18 protein-coding genes are annotated in these 18,289 nt (G+C 44.7%); 8 read left to right on the top strand and 10 right to left on the bottom strand.

From position 1 onward, the window contains the following. Nucleotides 1–285: 285 nt before the first annotated feature. The 4 genes from DB520_RS09535 to DB520_RS09520 all read left to right on the top strand — a co-directional run bounded on the left by DB520_RS09535 (nt 286) and on the right by DB520_RS09520 (nt 1,871). The gene (locus DB520_RS09535) at nt 286–666 is read left to right on the top strand and encodes a VOC family protein (RefSeq protein ID WP_114749494.1); all 381 of its coding nucleotides are present in this window, start codon (nt 286–288) and stop codon (nt 664–666) included. A gap of 63 nt (nt 667–729) precedes the next feature. After that, nucleotides 730–849 (top strand): dihydrofolate reductase family protein, encoded by a 120-nt coding sequence (locus DB520_RS27225; protein WP_232834907.1) that lies wholly within the window; start codon nt 730–732, stop codon nt 847–849. Between the two features lie 117 nt (nt 850–966). Further along, nucleotides 967–1,278: a dihydrofolate reductase family protein gene (locus tag DB520_RS09525; RefSeq protein WP_114749492.1), complete on the top strand. Its 312-nt coding sequence runs from the start codon at nt 967–969 to the stop codon at nt 1,276–1,278. Nucleotides 1,279–1,661: 383 nt separating this feature from the next. Next, on the top strand, nt 1,662–1,871 hold the full coding sequence (locus DB520_RS09520; protein ID WP_157971998.1) for a hypothetical protein: 210 nt from the start codon (nt 1,662–1,664) through the stop codon (nt 1,869–1,871). A 270-nt stretch (nt 1,872–2,141) separates the two neighbouring features. Here DB520_RS09520 and DB520_RS09515 read toward each other — a convergent pair whose 3' ends face one another. The 7 genes from DB520_RS09515 to DB520_RS09485 all read right to left on the bottom strand — a co-directional run bounded on the left by DB520_RS09515 (nt 2,142) and on the right by DB520_RS09485 (nt 10,741). Continuing rightward, the gene (locus DB520_RS09515) at nt 2,142–2,924 is read right to left on the bottom strand and encodes a glycerophosphodiester phosphodiesterase (RefSeq protein ID WP_114749490.1); all 783 of its coding nucleotides are present in this window, start codon (nt 2,922–2,924) and stop codon (nt 2,142–2,144) included. Nucleotides 2,925–3,092: 168 nt separating this feature from the next. Beyond that, complete coding sequence (locus DB520_RS09510) at nt 3,093–4,175, bottom strand: DUF6807 domain-containing protein (protein WP_317047753.1); 1,083 nt, start codon at nt 4,173–4,175, stop codon at nt 3,093–3,095. 12 nt (nt 4,176–4,187) lie between these two features. After that, complete coding sequence (locus DB520_RS09505; RefSeq protein WP_114749489.1) at nt 4,188–5,555, bottom strand: Gfo/Idh/MocA family protein; 1,368 nt, start codon at nt 5,553–5,555, stop codon at nt 4,188–4,190. 120 nt (nt 5,556–5,675) lie between these two features. Then, the gene (locus DB520_RS09500) at nt 5,676–7,037 is read right to left on the bottom strand and encodes a Gfo/Idh/MocA family protein (RefSeq protein ID WP_114749488.1); all 1,362 of its coding nucleotides are present in this window, start codon (nt 7,035–7,037) and stop codon (nt 5,676–5,678) included. A gap of 30 nt (nt 7,038–7,067) precedes the next feature. Next, nucleotides 7,068–8,255, bottom strand: a complete 1,188-nt coding sequence (gene uxuA, locus DB520_RS09495) for a mannonate dehydratase (protein ID WP_232834906.1) — start codon at nt 8,253–8,255, stop codon at nt 7,068–7,070. Beyond that, nucleotides 8,252–9,067 (bottom strand): SDR family oxidoreductase, encoded by an 816-nt coding sequence (locus tag DB520_RS09490; RefSeq protein ID WP_114749487.1) that lies wholly within the window; start codon nt 9,065–9,067, stop codon nt 8,252–8,254. The genes uxuA and DB520_RS09490 overlap by 4 nt, the downstream gene beginning before the upstream one ends. A gap of 27 nt (nt 9,068–9,094) precedes the next feature. After that, nucleotides 9,095–10,741, bottom strand: a complete 1,647-nt coding sequence (locus tag DB520_RS09485) for a UxaA family hydrolase (protein ID WP_114749486.1) — start codon at nt 10,739–10,741, stop codon at nt 9,095–9,097. Between the two features lie 569 nt (nt 10,742–11,310). On the opposite strand from DB520_RS09485, the gene DB520_RS09480 reads away from it, so the two are divergent. The 4 genes from DB520_RS09480 to DB520_RS09465 all read left to right on the top strand — a co-directional run bounded on the left by DB520_RS09480 (nt 11,311) and on the right by DB520_RS09465 (nt 15,181). Beyond that, a complete protein-coding gene (locus tag DB520_RS09480; protein WP_114749485.1) occupies nt 11,311–12,306 on the top strand; it encodes a sugar kinase in 996 nt (331 codons plus the stop codon). 75 nt (nt 12,307–12,381) lie between these two features. After that, the gene (locus DB520_RS09475) at nt 12,382–13,389 is read left to right on the top strand and encodes a TRAP transporter substrate-binding protein (RefSeq protein WP_114749864.1); all 1,008 of its coding nucleotides are present in this window, start codon (nt 12,382–12,384) and stop codon (nt 13,387–13,389) included. Nucleotides 13,390–13,395: 6 nt separating this feature from the next. Continuing rightward, on the top strand, nt 13,396–13,884 hold the full coding sequence (locus DB520_RS09470; protein ID WP_114749484.1) for a TRAP transporter small permease: 489 nt from the start codon (nt 13,396–13,398) through the stop codon (nt 13,882–13,884). Between the two features lies 1 nt (nt 13,885). Further along, a complete protein-coding gene (locus tag DB520_RS09465; protein WP_114749483.1) occupies nt 13,886–15,181 on the top strand; it encodes a TRAP transporter large permease in 1,296 nt (431 codons plus the stop codon). Between the two features lie 90 nt (nt 15,182–15,271). On the opposite strand, the gene DB520_RS09460 is transcribed toward DB520_RS09465, so the two are convergent. The 3 genes from DB520_RS09460 to nirK are packed head-to-tail and all read right to left on the bottom strand — an operon-like array spanning nt 15,272 to nt 18,142. Further along, a complete protein-coding gene (locus DB520_RS09460; RefSeq protein WP_114749482.1) occupies nt 15,272–15,877 on the bottom strand; it encodes an SCO family protein in 606 nt (201 codons plus the stop codon). 4 nt (nt 15,878–15,881) lie between these two features. Then, nucleotides 15,882–16,676, bottom strand: coding sequence for a formylglycine-generating enzyme family protein (locus tag DB520_RS09455; protein WP_114749481.1), 795 nt, complete (start codon nt 16,674–16,676; stop codon nt 15,882–15,884). Then, nucleotides 16,673–18,142, bottom strand: a complete 1,470-nt coding sequence (gene nirK, locus DB520_RS09450) for a copper-containing nitrite reductase (RefSeq protein ID WP_114749480.1) — start codon at nt 18,140–18,142, stop codon at nt 16,673–16,675. Before nirK ends, DB520_RS09455 begins: the two co-directional genes overlap by 4 nt. Nucleotides 18,143–18,289 lie beyond the last annotated feature (147 nt).

The raw sequence follows: 18,289 nt of genomic DNA, 5'->3' as shown, positions 1-18,289 counted from the left end.
TCAGGAGCATTGGTTGCGGGAGAATTGATATTCAAGGTGATAATCACATCTTTATGTGAGCGAGTTTTCACTTATTTAGCGACTAAAAAATGGTTTCCTTCCTATATGATACAAGAAAATTTTTTTCCTGCCGTAATCCACCCTGAAAAATGTCTTAAACGTACCATGCCGGACGTTTGTAGGGTTAATACCTTTACCTGTAGTTGATTGAAGAGTAGAAATGCATAGAATAGGAGTGGATCTCAACTAAAATGATTTTCAAATTTGCAACCAAACCATTAACTCATGAACGGACATATTTATTTTGAAATACACGCAGAAGACCCCATGCGTGCTGCCAACTTTTACAAGGGGGTCTTCGGATGGAAAATCGAAAAAGCGGAGGAGGCGACTCCTGTACCCTATTGGAGGATACAAACTGGAGGCACGGCGGGAGGTTTACTCAAGCGTCCCGCATCAACCCCTCCTCTAGGTTGTGGGACGAATGCCTATGTTTGCTCGGTGGAAGTGGAGGACTTCGAAGCAACTGCCCGAATTATTTCCGAACTTGGAGGGAACGTTGCAATGCCCAAATTTGCAGTGCCAGGAGTGTGTTGGCAAGGGTATTTCATAGATACGGAGGGCAACACGTTTGGGATCTTCCAAGTGGATGAAGATTCCAAGTAAAGGGTGGTAATGGAGTGGTAGTATCCCTATGGCAGAAGATTTTTATTTTAAAAAACAATGACCATGAGAAAAATTATCTACGTACAAATGGTATCATTAGATGGATACTTGGAGGGGCCAAAAGGGGAACTCGGTTGGTCAGCCCCTGGGGAGGAACTGCACCAACATTTCAATGATCTTTAAACAAGTGGAGCCATTGATACCTCTTTGTATGGTCGGAGTTTATATGAAAATATGGCTGCTTATTGGCCTAACATCGATGAGGATACCGTGTCTCCAGTGGAATGAGAGTTTTCTAGGATTTGGAAAGAAGTACCCAAACTTGTATTCTCCAAAACCCTGGAGACAACTGCCTGGAATTCGAAGCTTGTCAGAGAGGTAGTTCCTGAGGAGATCCGCCAATTGAGATCTCAACCCGGAAACGCCAATGAGGTTGGTGATGCAAACCTTGCCGAGTCATTTATCCGACTTGGAAGGGTGGATGAATATTGGCTATATATCCATCCCGTAGTATTGGGAAGGAGAAAGAAACTGTTTCCATCGGATATAAGCATCAAGTTGGAGCTGATTGACTCCCAAAGTTTTCCCTGTAAGGTGGTTTGCCTGAGGTAAAAGGGGTTGATTTGAGGGACTGAAGAATTGATTACCGATCAGAAAAGTGAAATTGATTTATCAAAAATAGTGAGATTTGATTTTGATACGGTATATATTTTTAAACCATATACACCGTTGAAATCAAAACACTATTTACTTGAATACCATTAAATTTCATTAAAGTATCCACTGATCTCTTTCCCAAAACCGCGTTCTAAAAGGTTTTTCTCAGGGCTGCAAATTATCATAATACCCTTATCCCCTGCTTTTAGAGACATGTTTCAGCAGGGTACAGCCTATGAGGAACTGAATATCAGAGGCCAGTGTGAATTAAAACAATGAAACTAAAAATTAAAGTGAAATCGTTAACTTTACAACAATGGATACAATCGGTTAAAACTATGGACATACAAACTAGAAAGCTAAAATTCATACAGGAACTTTTGTCGGTCAGCAATGAAGCGATTATTGATAAGCTGGAATCTCTGTTGAAAAGGGAGAAGGAAAAAGAAGCACAGCGGCCAACCGCATATGATCTTTTTGGGGTTTTGGATAAAGAGGAAGCGGAAAAAATGGAGAAAACAATAGCATCCTGCTGTCGATGGGTATAAATACACTTGTTGTCTGCCCGTCACTATTCGTAAAGTTTTGGTTTCCGAGAAATCCGTCGTTATCCACTAACAGCATGTCTTTTAACCAAAATAAGCTCCGTTCATCTGAATTTTAGCTAAAACATACCTAACTTTCCCTAGGGTATTTTAATGAGCTTAGAAATCTCACCGCAAATATGTCATCTCTATGGGGTACCATATCAGATAAAACCAATGTCATGTTCCTTTTAAAGTTGGCCTGAGTGCGGAAAAATTGGGCTCCTAAAAATGTCAGTCGTTCAGCATTTCAAAAAGTAACTCCGGTTCATCCGTGGTAATGTAATCCACATTCTGGTCCAACAACCATTCCATATCCTCCCGATTATTGACAGTCCACACGTTGATGTTTAATCCCAACTCCCTAGCCTCTTCAAACCAATTAGGGTTTTCCTTCATTACACGTATGTTATAATCCAGCCCAAAATATCCAGCCTCCTTAAGCTCTTGAGGACTCTTGTCACCATTCAGATAAGCTACATTGGCATCTGGATCCAACGCGATAATCCGGAGTCCTATATCATGGTCAAAAGTGATATAGTCCACCCATTTTTCAGCACCCATGGACTTTACTATATCCACTGATTTTTCGGCCAATTCTACCCCTCTCCCCGTACTTATTTTCGAAGGTTTGACCTCAAAGATGAGTTTGGTCCTGTTTTGGGTCATTCCCTTTCTAATATATTCTTCTGCTGTTGGTAGCCTTTCTCCGTTTGAAAGCCTTAGTTGGGAGACTTCTTCAAAGGTAGCTGTCTCTAGTACCAGGCCCTCGTAATCGGCATCGTGATTAAGTACCAATACCCCATCAGAGGTCATCCAAACATCAAACTCCGATCCTGCACATCCTATATCTATGGCCCGTTGCAGTGAAGCTATTGAGTTTTGCGGTAATCCTTCGGTTTTCCAGGCACCTCTGTGGGCAATAACGGGGTTGTCCAAGAAGGTTTCTGGAGCTGGGCCACACGCGGTAAGACAAATTATAAGAGAAACGATGATGATTGGAATCAGGTGGTTCATGTGTTTTAGGGATTTTAGGAATTGGTGGTACAATACTACAGTAAATGTCTCTAGTTTATAAGCCTCTTTATATTAATAATTTGTAAACAAAAATGGCCGTATCCATAAGACACAGCCATTAAATACACTTTCAACATTCGCAAGCGTGGTAGCGAGCGATTGATAGATTTATTTGGTGAATGTCTTGTAATCCTTTTCCACATCCTTATCCTTTACTGCCTTTCCTGAGTATACCAAGATTCTGTGCTTAAAGGTCATGGATTCTCCAGCATTTAGGGAATGGTTGAGCTCATCCTTGCCTCCGCTCATTGCTTTTTGTCCGAGAGGGTTAGCGGCATAAAGTCCATAACCTCTGGCATGCCAATAGGTGGGATAGCCCACGTTGTCAGGATGGTCCAATATGGCTACAGAAATGTTTTCACCCTCAATGGTGCCAGCAAGGTTCATCCATTTCGCTCGGGTTCCCCATACATCATCCCCTTCTATCCCCTCACTACTTTTGTATTTCCCGCTTACTCCCTCATTGTTCATGGAAGGCACATCGGTGGGGTTTCCCTGGGCATCGGTAAATTTTTCTGGTTTATCAGAGGGATGTTCAAGTTCCCTCGCCATTCTGATACCCAACATGCCCTCCTTGTTATCGGTAAAATTTACCTTTTGTCCATTTGCAGTTAGAGTGGTGATGCGATCAATGGATCTCTTGTTCCCTTTTCCCTTAAATACAAATTTGGTTTGCTCTTTTAGGAGTACCTTTCCTTGGTGATCCACCCAATCCATGGCCACTTCTAATATACCTTCATCCTTACCGCTTTCAATATGGAGGATTTCACGGTGTATGATACTACCATAGTTGGGTTTTTTCTCTGCTGAGATGGCATCCGAATTATTCCAAAAATCCAAACCGTTGACATCCCCATAATTTAGCCAAAGCCCTACATGATGTGGGTGGTCCACCCTTTCGCCGGGTCTGTTGGCAATGGGATAACCCCTGGTGATAAAGGTTCCCTTTGAGGTTTTTATAGGATATAGAACTGGTTTTTCAATAGTTTCTGGATAAATGTAAGAGGTGAAGTGCTCCCCATCAATGATCACATCTACCTTTTTTTGATCATCATTTCTCACAAGTTGTATCCTTTCTTCCTTTTCCATTGGGTCAGGGTTTGTCCTGGCAGAGGAGATATGTGCTATGCCTATTACCATTAAGAGGAGCAGGGATATTAAAAGAAAATGATATTTACTTTTTTTCTTCATGTTCATTTTCCTTTAATATTTAAAAACTTTACCACCTGCCATTACCTCTTGCTTTTCTCGGTCAAAGGTCACAAACTCACCTGTCCTAAGTGCTGCGGTAGTCATGATGTTTGCTATGGAGTGGTTATAACCAGCCATTACATCAGCGTTTGGGTTTTTTCGGTTTCTCACACATTCCATCCAGTTTCTCATATGTGAAGAGGTGAGGTTGTCTGCCCCAGTGTCTGCCCCAGTTTCCACTTGGATGACTTCAGATAGGGACATTTCCGGCAGTTTGTTTGCTTCTTTGCCCATGGCTTTCGCGTGCCGCTCATCTAGTCCACCGTTTGGAGTGACCATGTTGGTGTCCAGGTTCAATTCACCTCCATTGGAGAAGTATATTTCCTTAGTGCCTCCGGCAGAATTGGTAAAACGGGAGGAATAAATGACCTGGAATCCCTTGGTTTCATCGTCATATGGACCATAATCGAAAACTGCTGTCATGGTATCAAAATTTTTCCTGCCATCCTTCCAAAGGTAAATACCCCCATTGGCAGCTACACTTCGGGGATGGTCTAGCCCAGTAAACCAGTGTACGGTATCGATTTGGTGAGCCATCCATTGGCCTGGAATTCCAGAAGAATAGGGCCAAAATAACCTGAATTCAAGGTATTTGCGAGGATCCCAGTCTTCTTTAGGTCGGTTCATCAGGTACCTGTCCCAGTCTGTATCTTCTTTTCTTATCTTTTCTACCAAACTGGGTCTTCTCCAACGGCCAGGCTGGTTGACGTTCCAGCTCATCTCTACAGCTACAATGTCCCCAAATTGCCCTGAACGGATAAATTCATTGGCAGCATGGTAATTCTGTCCACTTCTACGCTGAGAACCTACTTGTACAATTTTACCGGATCTTTCTACTGCCTCTCGTGCAGCCCTGTTGTCCTCCATGGTTTCAGCAAAGGGCTTTTCCACGTAAACATCTCTACCGGCTTCCACCGCCTCTTTAGTATGCAAGGCGTGTTGAAAGTCTGCGGTGCTGATAAGGACGGCATCCACATCCTTTCTCTCATACAGCTCCTCGTTATTTCTGGCCTTGGCAAGGGTTTTTCCGGATTTCTCCTTTACATAGGCTGCACCTTCTTCTCTTCGCAGGTTCCAAATATCTGAAATGGCGGTGAATTCAAAGTTGAGTTCTTCGGAGTGTTTCAGCATAGCAGGAACAAGCGCTCCCCTGCATCGATCTGAAAACCCAACGATACCCACGTTTACGCGATCGTTGGCACCTAGGATTCTGCCATAACTTTTGGCAGAAAATCCAACTGCTCCTAAACTTGCCAATCCGGCTGTACTGAGAACCGAATTTTTGATAAAGGTTCTTCGGGTTTTGTTGGTTTTATTCATGGTTAAATTGTTATTGTTAATAGTGTTATCTCCATTTGTATACTCCTTTTAAAAAAGAAGTACCTATCCATTGGCATGGATAACTACTTCTTCTTCAAAATTTGGGCTAAAACAGAATTCCTAAGCCTTTAGTTTTGGCTCCCATCCTTTCTCATATTCTCTCTTCCACAGGTTTTGGGCTTTTTTGCTGTTTTTGATGTGCCCGTTTTTGGTGTCACACTCCAAGGATTCCCCTGTACGGGAGGCAATATTAGCTAAGTGGCACAACAATGTACTTTTTGCTCCTTCGTTTATTGGGGAGCGTTGTTCCTCTTTCCCTCTAATAGCTTCAAAGAAATTGACCACGTGTCGGGTGGACATGCCTCCACCGCCCCCGAGTTGGGTGCCACCTTCATCACTTCCTCCCTTATTTTCCTTCACTAGCTTGCCACCACGGTCGAATAACTGGTACCCCCCTCTATCTACAAACACAGAACCTTCTGAGCCATAAATAATGGTTCCTCTACCTTGAGGGCCATAGGTGTTGTAACCGTTTCGGCTTTTTCCATCCCAATGAATGGATTTGTTGTCCCCGAAATTGAATATGGCATGCATGGTGTCATACATGGTCCACCCATCATCCGGCCAGTGGTATTTGCCGGCATCTACGATGACCTTACTTGGGAAATCCACCTGGAGTGCCCATCTGGCCACATCCAATTCGTGGGTAGCGTTGTTGCCTGTTTCCCCTGTTCCATAATCCCATCCATACCAGTGCCAGTTATAATCCCAAGTTTCGCTTGTATAAGCACGTCTAGGGGCCGGCCCCTGAAACATTTCCCAATCCAAATCACTTGGAGGGGAGGCCTTCTGCTGATTGGGAACCTCTCCCCGGGCTGAATTGTAAAAGGCGGTGGCCTTGTAAACGGTACCTATTTTGCCATCATGGATTTCTTTAATGATTTCTATGCTTTCTGGTGCTGACCTCTGCTGGTTACCCATCTGTACCACCTTGTTGTATTTTTTCTGGTAGGCAACCAGCAGTTCACCCTCATAGGGGTTGTGGCTACAAGGTTTTTCCACATATACATGTTTACCGGCTTCCAAGGCCAACCAAGTACCTGGTGCATGCCAGTGGTCTGGGGTTGCATTGATCAGCGCGTCAATTTCCTTGTCCTCAATAACCTTGAGTATGTTGGTCTCGTGTTTGGGATTATAGTCTATATGTTTTTTGAAGTTGCCGGCAGCTTTCTCCAATTGAGATGTTTTTGCATCGCAAATGTACACCAAGTCAACATTACTTGATTCCATGGCAATAGGTGCATAGAAAGCCCCTAGCCTCCTGCCAAGTCCCGCAACGGCAATTTGCAAACGCTCATTGGCACCTACCACTCTTCTGTAACTCTTTGCCGAAAGCCCTGCGGTTCCCAGGGTAGTCAATCCTGCCGTTGTCAAAACGGACTTTTTTATGAACTCCCTTCTTTGATTATGCTTTTTATTCATTTTTTTGATATTTGGATTAATTAATTGAATCTATGGAAATAAAGTCCTAACGATAGCCAGTTCCAACCCTCTTAGTTCAGCCAGACCCTTAAGCCTTCCTATTGCCGAATAGCCGGGGTTTGTGGTTTTGGCAAGGTCATCCAGCATTTGGTGACCATGGTCAGGCCTCATGGGAAGTTGTTTCCCCGTGCGCCGCTGCAGGTGTACCAGTTCTTTTACTACCTCGTACATAGGTACATCGCCTTCCAAGTGGTTGGCTTCGTAGAAATTGCCCTCTTCGTCCCTTTGGGTACTCCTAAGGTGAATAAAATGGAAATGATCCCCGTATTTTTTTACCATCGCCGGCAAGTCATTGTCTGCCCTTACCCCTAAAGATCCCGTGCAGAAAGTGATTCCGTTATGCTTGCTTGGGTTTGCAGCCAAGATCCGGTCGTAATCCCTGGAAATACTCACCACCCTAGGAAGCCCGAAGATGGGAAATGGAGGATCGTCAGGATGAATACACAACTTTACGCCGTTGGCTTCGGCTACAGGCACTATTTCCGAAAGAAATAAGTTGAGATGTTTCCCCAGTTTATCGGCATCTATATCCTGATACGTGTCCAAGGCAGCTTGAAAATCCTCTAGGGTATAGCCCGCTTCCGCACCTGGAAGGCCTGCTATGATGGTATTGATCAGCTTTTGCTTTTCCTCTTCGCTCATTTCCTCCGTGTAGGATCTTGCTTTGGCAAGTAGGGTAGCGGGGTAGTCCTGATCAGCACCTGGTCGCTTCAGCATAAATACATCGAAAGCTGCCAATGCTTTCATTTCAAAGCGAAGGGCTTTCGCTCCATTTTCCAAGGTGTAGGCCAAATTGGTCCTAGTCCAATCCAATATAGGCATGAAATTATAGCAAACCGTTGAAATACCTTCTGCGGCGAGGTTTTCAAGGGTTTGGCAATAGTTGCGGATGTGTTTTTCATACGCACCTTTACGGGTCTTTATGCTTTCATGAACGGGAACACTTTCCACTACAGACCACCGCAGACCTGTATTCTCAATTAGTTTCTTCCTTTCCTTAATGGCTTCCCTTGGCCAAACCTCACCATTGGGGATATCGTGCAAAGCCGTGACTATCCCCGTAGCCCCGGATTGTAAAATATCCCTGAGGCTTACCGGGTCCTTCGGGCCATACCAACGCATGGTTTGCTCCATCAAAATTGTATTACCTTCCATCATACTCCTCCAAATGCATTAAAACCTCCGTCTACTTCAATTATGGTTCCTGTCACGAACTTCGAAGCTTCACTGCACAAGAACTGTATAGCGCCGAAAAGCTCATTTGGTTCACCAAATCTGGCCATAGGGGTGTTTTGGATAATCAATTGTCCTCTTTCAGTAAGGCTCCCGTCCTGTTGGGTCAAGAGGGCTCGGTTTTGTTCGGTTAAGAAAAACCCGGGAGCCACCGCGTTTACACGCATCCCCTCCCCGTATTTTTTTGCGAATTCCGTGGCCAACCACTTGGTGAGGTTGTCAATTGCCGCCTTGGCCGAGGCATAGCCCATCACCCGGGTCATGGGTCGACTTGCGGCCATGGAGGAAATATTGACAATACTTGCTTTCTTGGTAGCGGTCATCAGGGGCAGAAAAACCTTTGTAGGCAAAAAGGTACCCATGTAATTTAAATCCATGATCTTCTTTACGTCCTCTCCTGATAGGTCGGAGAGGAACTGATTAGGCATCACCACCGCACCAGGCATATTCCCTCCTGCGGCATTGATTAGCCCATCCACGTATTCAAAGGAATTGCCGAGCTCTTTCTTTACCTCCTCCAGTTCTTTTTCATTTGTGACATCTGCCACAGCTGGGACGGCAAACCCACCCTCATCTTTAATTTCCTTCACAAGCTGGTTTACCTTGTCGGGATTTCTTCCTAAGATGACCATTTGGGCCCCCTCATAGGCTAGGTGCTTGGACATGGCTTTTCCAAGTACTCCTGTGGCACCGCTGATTATTATGATTTTATTTTTAACTGAAAATAAACTAGACATACTTTTAGGTTAAATTAACATGCTATATTACAAAGATACACCTCTTTTCCAAGGGATAAAGTCATCTTGGTTCAGTTGGACCGCTTTTGGTCTCAACTCTCCACTGGCTACCTTCAAAATATATTCGAAAAGTTCATCTCCCACTTCAGCGATGGTTTTTTCCCCGGAAACCACCGCGCCGGTATCCACATCGATAATGTCTTCCATTTTCTTAGCCAGTTTATGATTGGAGGAGATTTTGATTACCGGCGTGACGGGATTACCAGTCGGGGTACCCAAACCTGTGGTAAAAAGGATGATGTTTGCCCCACTCCCCGCCATGGCAGTAGTGCTTTCCACGTCGTTACCAGGAGTGCAAAGTAGGTTTAGACCTGGTTTTTTCACCTGCTCCGTGTAATCAAGTACGTCAACAATTGGGGATGTCCCTCCTTTTTTTGCTGCACCTGCCGATTTTATCGCGTCGGTAATCAGTCCATCTTTGATATTTCCCGGACTGGGGTTCATGTCAAAACCCGAACCAACTGCCTCAGCAGAGGCCGCATATGCCCTCATTAGTTTTATGAATTTGTCCGCTGCTTCATCTGTTTGGCAGCGATTGATAAGTTCCTGTTCCACCCCACATAATTCGGGGAATTCAGAAAGAATGGTTTTCCCTCCTAGGGAGGAAAGGATATCAGAAACCTGGCCCACTACCGGATTGGCAGAAATTCCCGAAAAGCCATCCGAACCACCACATTCCAATCCTATGGTCAGGTGTTGCAGCCCAGCAGGTTTTCTTTCCAGTTGGTCTGCTTCCACCAAGCCCAAAAATGTTTGTTGAATGGCGTTTTTTAGCAGTTGGGCTTCGGAGCCCTCCTTTTGTTGTTCAAGGATTAAAACTGGTTTTTTGGATTCCATACCCATCTCAGCCAATTTCTGCCTCAAAATGGCGGGCTGCGCATTTTGACAGCCCAAACTGAGAATGGTGGCTCCAGCCACATTGGGGTTGGCAATATATCCGGCGATTAATGCACACAAGGCTTCAGAATCCTGCCTTATGCCGCCACAACCACCCTGGTGGGTCAAAAACTTGATCCCATCCACATTCTTGAAGATCCTTTGGCCGGCCTCGGCTTCCGCCCTTTCAAAATTCAATTCCTGTATACCACTGTGGTTGCCTTCAAGGTAGAATTGCTTCATTTGCTGCACAAAGGACTTATAAGGGTTAGGCTTGGCAAACCCCAGCTCTTCTACGAAAGCTTGTTTCATAATGTCCACGTTTCTGTTTTCGCAGAAGACTAAGGGCACTACCAGCCAGTTATTGGCTGTTCCCACTCTTCCATCTTCTCGGTGATACCCCATGAAAGTTCTGGTTTTCCATTTGGATACATCAAGGGGCTGCCAGGAAAAGGGGTTCCTCTTTCCGGTAAAAGTAGCGGTGGCATGTTTGATGGTTTCGGTGGTGACTGCACCGCCTTTTGGATGGTCCACCAAAGCCTCTCCGACAATAATCCCATACATGAAAATGTGCTCCCCTTTGCGTAGGGAACCTATGGTAAACTTGTGCTTAGCGGCCACGTCGTTGGCCAGCTCTATGGTTTCTCCTTCGTTTTCTATAATATCGCCGGCTTTCAAATCGGCAAGGGCAACAAGTACATTGTCCTTAGGATGAATTTTTAAAACGTTATGCTTCATATTTTTATAATTGTTTTTTAGAGGTCACACCTGACTGCGATGCCTTCGGCAGGTAAACCGTCAGGCAGGTAGCTTGCCCCTGCCTGCCCCGAACTTGCTTCGGGGGAATCTCGCCATGATAATCATCCCACTGTGTGAGAATTCTTTTTCATGGGCATTTCATGTGTTTATATTTTCTTTTCAATGGCCACATAGCCTGCCCCGAACTTGTTTCGGGGGAATCTCGCTTTGATAATCATCCCTACGTGTGAGGTTCTCCTCATGCTCGATTTCATATGTTTATAATTGTCTTTTCAGCGGTCATATAGCCTGCCCCTGCCTGCCCCGAACTTGTTTCGGGGAACTTGTTTCGGGGGAATCTCGCAGTCTATAATCATCCCAGTGTGTGACGTGCTCGTCATGCCCTGACTGCCGTCAGGACAGGCTCGATTTCATGTGATTTTTTACTTATATTGAGCAATCGATTGCACAATTTATGAATAAAAAGAAAGAAATAAGTTCGGTTTACTTCTTTTTTTTCAAATCCCCCTTAATTTTGGAGAATTGATGACAAAACCCCAAAATAATAAATGTCTAAACGTATAATTACCTTGGGAGAGGTCATGATGAGGTTGTCCACTACAGGTCATGAGCGTTTTTTTCAAACCAGGGACTATGAGGTTCAATATGGTGGAGCGGAGGCTAATGTGGCTGTATCCCTTGCTTTCTGGGGTCAATCGGTTGCTCACATCTGTGCATTTCCCGACAATGAAATCGGTAAAGCAGCGAACGCCTATTTGCGGTCCACAGGAATCGATACCACATTTATCCAAAAAAGACCTGGTAGGATGGGGCTTTATTTCTTTGAAGGAGGCGCTATGCAGCGCGCTTCAAAGATTATCTATGATAGAGCCTATTCAGCGTTTTCCGAATTTGACGGTGAGGGGGTGGATTGGGACAGGGTATTCGAAGGGGCAGACTGGTTTCATTGGACAGGAATAACCCCGGCGATTTCAGACGCTGCTGCCAAACTGACCATAAAGGCCCTGGAAGCTGCCCAAAAGCACGGTGTCAAGGTGAGTGGAGACATTAATTACAGAAGAAACCTTTGGCAATACGGCAAAGGCCCCTTGGAGGTAATGCCAGAGTTGATTCAGCATACACAGGTGATCATTGCAGGCCTTACGGATATGCAGAATTGTATGGATATTCATGAAGAAGACTATGTGACCGCCTGTCAAAATGCCAAAGCCAAATTTCCTTCTATTACACATATTGTCACCACTGAGAGACAATCCATGAGTTCTAGCCATAATGTGCTATCCGGCATGCTTTGGAATGGAAAACAATTGCTGCACAGCAGATCCTACGATATGCCAAACATAGTCGACAGGGTAGGGGGAGGAGATGCCTTTATGGCAGGACTGATCTATGGCCTTCTCAACAATTCCGATCACGAAGCCCTGGAGTTTGCGGTAGCGGCTTCCGTTTTGAAGCATAGTATTCCAGGAGATGTGAACTACGTTTCTCTGGAGGAGGTGGAAGATTTGGTAAAAGGAGAAAACGTGGGTAAGTTGCTGCGATAAAAGTTTCCTTGAATTCAGCAAAGGGCTTAAAAAAATTGAAGTACAGAATTATTATAAATGGAAATTAAAATGCCAATGAAGTGGATTATCGACAAACCCAAACCGGTTTCAACTATTTTGAGCCTCATACTACTGTCCCTAGGATTTCTTTTTTCTGCCTGCAATACACCGGGAGGGGTTAGAATATTGAAACTGGGTCATGGGTTGGACACCAGCCACCCCGTGCATGCAGCGATGGTATTTATGGCTGAAAAGGCGGAGGAAAAATCCGATGGGCAAATGATCATTCAAGTATACCCAAACCAACAATTGGGATCCGAGAGGGAATTAGTGGAATTGCTTCAGATCGGAAGTCTTTCCATGACAAAGGTTTCTACCGCGGCTATGGAAGGATTTGCACCGGAAATAAAAGTGTTGGGCCAACCTTACCTGTTCAGGGATGATGAACATAGGGACAAGGTGCTAAAGGGACCCATAGGAAAGGATCTTCTGGCTGCAGGAGAAAAATATTGGCTGAAAGGGCTCTGCTATTATGATGCAGGCAAGCGGAGTTTTTATACCAAAAACAAACCGGTGGACAAGCCTGAGGATATTCAGGGTTTGAAAATCCGTGTAATGGAAAGTCCTACGGCTGTTCGACTCATACAAAGTTTTGGAGGTTCACCCACTCCTGTATCTTTTGGGGAATTATATACAGCCTTGCAACAGGGAATTGTGGATGGGGCAGAAAACAACCCCCCCAGTTTATTGACTTCAAGGCATTATGAAGTATGCAAATTTTATTCCTTGAACGAACATACGGCTGTTCCTGATATGATGATTGTAAGCACAAAAGTTTGGAATCTGCTTTCTGACGAAGAAAAGCAATGGCTTCAGGAAGCCGCGGATGAATCTGCGGTTTTTCAATACAAACTATGGGAGGAATCGGTGGAAGAATCTATGAAGATCCTTCAAGAAGCAGGGGTAAAAGTTTCTTACCCGGATAAGGCTCCATTTGAAGCCGCGGTCGAAAGTGGGTATGAGATAATGAAAACCAGTGACCCAGAAATGTATAACCTGGTACAGGAAATTAGAAATTACTGATCCGATATGGAATTAAAACTGAAAATTGACCGAATAGTAGCGGTAGTGATCACAGTGATAATGGCCGTGATGGTGTTTAACGTAACTTGGCAAGTTTTTTCCCGGTATGTGATACAATCCCCAAGTTCATTCACTGATGAGTTATCGAGATATCTGTTAGTCTGGTTGGGTATGCTGGGAGCTGCCTACGTTGCCGGCCAAAACGGCCACTTGGCCATAGATATACTACCCCAAAAATTGGTTGGGGAGCCAAAAAGGAGGTTGATGATAGTAATTCACATTTTAATCGTTTCCTTCGTGCTTCCTGTGATGGTGTTGGGGGGAGGAAACTTGGTATATATCACCTATGTACTTGAGCAAAAATCGGCAACACTCAACCTGCCCCTGGCTTATGTGTATTTCATTATCCCCGTTAGCGGGTTGTTGGTATTGTATTACCAATTCTTGGAGATATATACTCTTATTAAACTAAAAAACACCCAAAATAACGCATAGGATGGAATACATCAGTGTCATCGTTTTAGTAGTCAGTTTTCTTTTATTGATGGTAATAGGGGTGCCAGTCGCCTGGAGTTTAGGATTATCTAGTTTCTTGACCCTTACCGTAACTATAGCCTCCATACCCTCGGCCACTACCATAGCCCAGCGGATGGGAACAGGCCTTGACAGTTTTGCCTTGTTAGCAATACCTTTCTTCATACTGGCAGGAGAAATCATGAATAAAGGGGGTATTGCAAATCGCCTGATAGATTTGGCCAAGGCCATTACGGGTAGGTTGCCGGGGGGGCTTCTCTATGTGAACGTGATAGCCGCCATGCTTTTTGGGGCCATCGCGGGTTCTGCCGTTGCCGCTGCCTCTGCCATTGGGGGAATACTGGGTCCAAGGATGGAAAAAGAAGGGTATCCCAGGGAATTGGGAGCCTCGGTAAACATCACCTCTTCTACCACCGGCTTGATCATTCCACCTTCCAACGTATTAATTGTATATTCTTTAGCCAGTGGTGGGGTTTCCATTGCGGCCTTGTTCGTGGCGGGATATATCCCAGGGTTGTTGATTGGGCTGTTACTGATGTTTACCGCAGCAATATTTATTAAAAAGAAAAAATTGCCTCCAGGTGAATTGACTTCTATGAAGGAATTGTTGAGCAAATTCTTGGACGCCTTTCCCAGCCTTTTACTGTTGGTGGTGGTAATTGGAGGTATCGTCATCGGGGTATTTACGGCTACCGAGGCTTCCGCAATAGCAGTGGTGTATTGTGTAGGACTATCTTTTATTTATAGGGAAATCAAGCTAAAGGACCTACCTGGAATACTACTCAAATCATCCGAAACCACTGCCGTGGTAATGCTCCTAATAGCCACTTCCATGAGCATGTCTTGGGCGATGTCCAGTGAGGATATCCCACAGTCCATCAGTTCTACTTTGCTTTCATTGAGTGACAATAAGTTTGTGATTTTGATTATTATCAACCTGATCCTGCTTTTTGTGGGGGTATTCATGGATATGACTCCGGCAGTCCTGATATTTACACCCATTTTCCTGCCCGCAGTGGTGGCGATGGGAATAGACCCTGTGCATTTTGGAATCATGATGGTACTTAACCTTTGTATAGGGGTTTGTACCCCACCTGTTGGGTCCGTATTGTTTGTTGGGGTAGGGGTAGCCAAAACCAGCATTGCCAAGGTGTTTCTGCCCTTGTTGCCTTTCTTTTTCGCTATGATTATTGGTTTAATGATCATTACCCTTTGGCCACAGCTCACCTTGTGGTTGCCCTCCTTGTTTGGATTGTAACCTAAGGCTATTCTCCATGGGAGGCCAAATCAATGGGTTTGGCCTCCTAATTGATATTGGCTTAATTCATAATTGACGGATTGCTTGCTTTTAATTTCCTGCAATGGATGCTACGTGCTTCACTATTTCATTGTTTTCTAAGCCTAAACCTTCCTTCTGGTATTTCAATACACCCTGCGCATCAAATACACTGATAATATTGCTATGGGAGAAATCAATAGGGTTGATTTTTTTGTATTTTACGGAGAGGATATTAGCGAATTCCCTTACCCCATCCTTTGTTCCCCTTAGAAAAAGCCATTGTTCTCCATGCATGCCGTTCTCCTCTGCAAATTTTAGTAATTTCTCTGGGGTGTCATTTTCGGGGTCTATGCTTACCAACACATATTTGACGGATTGCTCCGTTTCCTTTATAACCTTTTGCTCAATTTGCCGCATATCGGCTACCAGTCTGGGGCAAGCGGTTCGGCAAGCGGTATAAATCATTACCACTACTAGTGGATCACCTTTTAAGTCCACAAAAGAAATGGAGTCTCCATGCTGGGTGGTCCAGGAGTCCGGTAAATGGTAGATGGACATATCAGGAATTCCCTCCTCACCTAGTGGCATCTCAGTATGTTGACTACTTTGTTTATCTGTTTGGCAGGCAATCAAGGTTGCCAAGGCCAAAATATATAGGCTTATGCTCGATTTCATCTTTTTAGTCGTTAAGGTCGGGCATGGAGGTCGCCACCCGTACATCAGTGGCACATCTAAAGCCCAGGTTTGAAACAGAAAATTTTGCTTTTAGACTGGATCTCATGGCGTAACGCATAAATGCAGCATAGTTCATAAGGTCATTTGCGCCTAGGGCACCAGAGGCACAAAACATACCCTGGTCTGTATTGCCGTTGTTTCTGGATTCCCCAGTAAGAATGATGGAGTTAAAATCCATGGTCCATTCCCATACCAATCCATGTAAATCATAGATGCCCCAGTAGTTTTTGGGACTTTGGCCCACTTTTTTGAGATAGGTTTTGGGAACTTCATATCCCCGCAATACCTTCACATTATATAAACTGTCGCTTCTGGCATCCTTTTTCGCTTCATCAGCCATGGCCGCATATTCCCATTCATCTACATTTGGCAGCCTTTTGCCCTGACAATCACAATATGCTTTGGCGGCGAACCAAGAAATGTTGTTAACGGGACTGTGTGCCAATTCTTCAGGAAAATGGAGGTCATCTGTCCATAGATCCAAATACCGCTCATCTGCAAAGAGCCTTAATACCTGGGACTTTCTCCACTGAGGATGCTCTTCTACAAATTGAAGAAACTCCGCATGGGTAACAGGAGTCCTGTCCAAATAAAAGGAAGGAACAAGTATCTTTTTGTCTTTTTCCACCCCATAAAGGGGGGTGTATTCTCCCCCCTTCACCAGTGCCATGCCCTCAGTCTGGGCGAAAACTGCATGGAAACTCAAACTGATGATCACCCAGCTTATTAACCTTTTCATTTTCTTCTCTTGTTTATCATTTCAGGCGTCACAAAGGTGCCGTCGTTGCCCCAGCTATTGTACACGTAGGTCAGCACATTGGCCGCTTCCTCGTTGCTGAGCTGCTGAGCAGGCATGATGTTGTTGTATTTTTTACCGTTTACGGTAATTTCTCCAGATAAACCATGTATGACAGCATCGATGGCCTTGTCGACGTCGTTAAGGTAATCTGCGCCAGCCAAAGGAGGAAAGGCATTGGGTACCCCTTCACCATTTGCCTGGTGACAGGCAAAGCATGCCTGCATATAGAGTTTTTTGCCTGCCACTATCCGGTCTTCCTTGGTCATGGATTTGGGAGCCTCCAGTTCGGGGCCGTCTTTTGGCATGGTTTGGATGACACTTCCCTCAGGCCTATAGATGCCTTCCATGATCTCACCTCTAAAGATATTGGGGTTTTCTTCCCCACTTACGGTTAATACCCCAAGTGCACCTTTGTTGAATGCCCGAAAAATACTGTGGTCCACCAATACCAGATTGGAAGGGACATCTGCGACAAATTCTAAGATGGCTGAGCCTCCGGCTGGCACAAGAGTGGTCTGTACGTTTTCGTTGACGAAGCTTCCCCCTTCTACATAAACTTTATCGAAGATTTCCCCGATCACGTGAAAGGAAGAGGCTAGATTTGGACCGCCGTTTCCAAAGAATATTCGGATATTTTCCCCAGCCTTTGCGGTCAAGGTATTTTCCCCTGAAAGGCCATTTACACTACCGTTGAAGACCACATAGTCGGGGTTTTCGTTCACGGCTTTTTGCATATCAAAGGCTTGCAGCCCTTGCTCTCCGAACTTACCTTCTGTATAGAAGTCTCCTTGCATCACATAAAATTCCCTGTCGACTGGAGGAAGGCCACCTTCAGGTTCCACCAAGATCAACCCATACATACCATTGGCCACGTGCATGCCCACAGGTGCTGTTGCGCAGTGATATACATAAAGGCCTGGGTTGATAACTTTGAAGGAAAACACCTTTTCTTGCCCAGGGGCCACAAATGAAGCCTCGGCTCCGCCACCCTGTCCGGTCACGGCATGTAGGTCTATATTGTGTGGTAATTTATTGTCAGGGTGGTTCTTAATTTTAAATTCCACTAGATCCCCGACCCTTGTGCGTATAAAGGAACCGGGTACTGAACCCCCAAAAGTCCAATATAAGTAAGAAACCCCATCGGATATTTCCGCTTCCTCTTCGAGAATCTCCATCTCCATGTATAATTTCATTGCAGGCCTGTTGCCTACCGGAGGGGGCACATGTGGGGGAGCCGTTAATTCGGCCTTCATTTCGCCCATTACCTTAATGTTGGCATAGTAGTCCGCACTTTTGATTTTCTGCCTATTTTCCTGCTTCTCTTGTTGACAGGAAGCTGATCCCAACAATAAAAGGATAAAAAGATAAATATATCCTTTATTATGATATTTTTTTAGGTTTTCCATGACTATCCTATTTGTTTTTTTCTGTTGACGTATAGACTGAATAGGGTTTTCCCTTATTCATGGTTCAAAAGTAGTAACGAATCTTTAACCCCGGGATGTTTCCCATCATGAACCTAAAAAATTTTTCTCATAAAAAGTCCTGCGTTT

The sequence above is a fragment of the Pleomorphovibrio marinus genome, assembly GCF_003347495.1.
Classification (GTDB): domain Bacteria; phylum Bacteroidota; class Bacteroidia; order Cytophagales; family Cyclobacteriaceae; genus Pleomorphovibrio; species Pleomorphovibrio marinus.
Note: the sequence above shows the minus strand (reverse complement) of the source record. Positions and strands in the feature narration are given on the sequence as shown.

What these genes read in the sequence shown, in the direction of transcription:
- DB520_RS09535 (WP_114749494.1), top strand. Translation starts at nt 286, where the DNA reads ATGAACGGACATATTTATTTTGAAATACACGCAGAAGACCCCATGCGT.
- DB520_RS27225 (WP_232834907.1), top strand. Translation starts at nt 730, where the DNA reads ATGAGAAAAATTATCTACGTACAAATGGTATCATTAGATGGATACTTG.
- DB520_RS09520 (WP_157971998.1), top strand. Translation starts at nt 1,662, where the DNA reads ATGGACATACAAACTAGAAAGCTAAAATTCATACAGGAACTTTTGTCG.
- DB520_RS09515 (WP_114749490.1), bottom strand. Translation starts at nt 2,924, where the DNA reads ATGAACCACCTGATTCCAATCATCATCGTTTCTCTTATAATTTGTCTT.
- DB520_RS09510 (WP_317047753.1), bottom strand. Translation starts at nt 4,175, where the DNA reads ATGAAGAAAAAAAGTAAATATCATTTTCTTTTAATATCCCTGCTCCTC.
- DB520_RS09505 (WP_114749489.1), bottom strand. Translation starts at nt 5,555, where the DNA reads ATGAATAAAACCAACAAAACCCGAAGAACCTTTATCAAAAATTCGGTT.
- DB520_RS09500 (WP_114749488.1), bottom strand. Translation starts at nt 7,037, where the DNA reads ATGAATAAAAAGCATAATCAAAGAAGGGAGTTCATAAAAAAGTCCGTT.
- uxuA (WP_232834906.1), bottom strand. Translation starts at nt 8,255, where the DNA reads ATGATGGAAGGTAATACAATTTTGATGGAGCAAACCATGCGTTGGTAT.
- DB520_RS09490 (WP_114749487.1), bottom strand. Translation starts at nt 9,067, where the DNA reads ATGTCTAGTTTATTTTCAGTTAAAAATAAAATCATAATAATCAGCGGT.
- DB520_RS09485 (WP_114749486.1), bottom strand. Translation starts at nt 10,741, where the DNA reads ATGAAGCATAACGTTTTAAAAATTCATCCTAAGGACAATGTACTTGTT.
- DB520_RS09480 (WP_114749485.1), top strand. Translation starts at nt 11,311, where the DNA reads ATGTCTAAACGTATAATTACCTTGGGAGAGGTCATGATGAGGTTGTCC.
- DB520_RS09475 (WP_114749864.1), top strand. Translation starts at nt 12,382, where the DNA reads ATGAAGTGGATTATCGACAAACCCAAACCGGTTTCAACTATTTTGAGC.
- DB520_RS09470 (WP_114749484.1), top strand. Translation starts at nt 13,396, where the DNA reads ATGGAATTAAAACTGAAAATTGACCGAATAGTAGCGGTAGTGATCACA.
- DB520_RS09465 (WP_114749483.1), top strand. Translation starts at nt 13,886, where the DNA reads ATGGAATACATCAGTGTCATCGTTTTAGTAGTCAGTTTTCTTTTATTG.
- DB520_RS09460 (WP_114749482.1), bottom strand. Translation starts at nt 15,877, where the DNA reads ATGAAATCGAGCATAAGCCTATATATTTTGGCCTTGGCAACCTTGATT.
- DB520_RS09455 (WP_114749481.1), bottom strand. Translation starts at nt 16,676, where the DNA reads ATGAAAAGGTTAATAAGCTGGGTGATCATCAGTTTGAGTTTCCATGCA.
- nirK (WP_114749480.1), bottom strand. Translation starts at nt 18,142, where the DNA reads ATGGAAAACCTAAAAAAATATCATAATAAAGGATATATTTATCTTTTT.